The organism is Vibrio sp. OPT46 (assembly GCF_015163535.1).
GTDB lineage: Bacteria > Pseudomonadota > Gammaproteobacteria > Enterobacterales > Vibrionaceae > Vibrio > Vibrio alginolyticus.
This window is the reverse complement of sequence record NZ_JADDYG010000029.1, coordinates 33,608-34,236: the sequence shown is the minus strand read 5'-3', so window position 1 is coordinate 34,236 and position 629 is coordinate 33,608. Positions and strand designations below refer to the sequence as shown.

Annotated in this window: 1 protein-coding gene; it reads left to right on the top strand. The window is 47.7% G+C overall.

Features of this window, described 5'->3' with window-relative positions; translation table 11 throughout:
• Positions 1-516, top strand: a 516-nt coding sequence (locus tag IQR33_RS02160) for an ABC transporter permease (RefSeq protein ID WP_193843468.1), incomplete at its 5' end; no start/stop codon positions are given.
• Between the last annotated feature and the right edge of the window lie 113 nt (positions 517-629).

Here is a 629-nt window from a genome sequence, read left to right as displayed (position 1 = left end):
AGTTTGGTGATTGGTTTGCTGCTCGGCTTCGTGACTCGTTATAGCCAAGGCTTAATTGAGATCACCAAAGGTGTGCCATACATTGTGGCGGGTCTGCTGATTGCTGGTCTAACGGGGATGAACCCAAACAGTGCCTTGATTGCGATTGTTATGGTGTCATGGGCACCATTAGCGGCGCACTGTGCAAGTTTGTTGATGGAAGCCAAAGCGCAGCCTTACACGCATCTTGCGCCCATTTGGGGAACCAGTCAGTGGCGAGTACTCCGTTACTACTTGTTGCCTTATGTGCTGCCGCCATTGATTCGTCATGCGTTTCTGCGTTTGCCGTACATCACGCTTAGCCTGACGTCTCTGAGTTTTATCGGACTTGGCGTTAAGCCGCCAGAACCTGAGTGGGGTTTATTGATTGCAGAGAATCTGCCTTACATTGAGCGCTCGCCATTAGGTGTCTTGCTGCCAATCTCAGGCTTAGTTTTGATGGCAATTGCAGTGAATTTGATTTTTGATGACAAGTGACGAGCAGCGATAAAGCGAAGTGAGCTTCCATATCCAGATGTAATCAGTAATTTGGTAATTTAGAAAACAAAAGGATGTGTTTTCTGCCAGAAAGTACACAGCACGGTCTATGG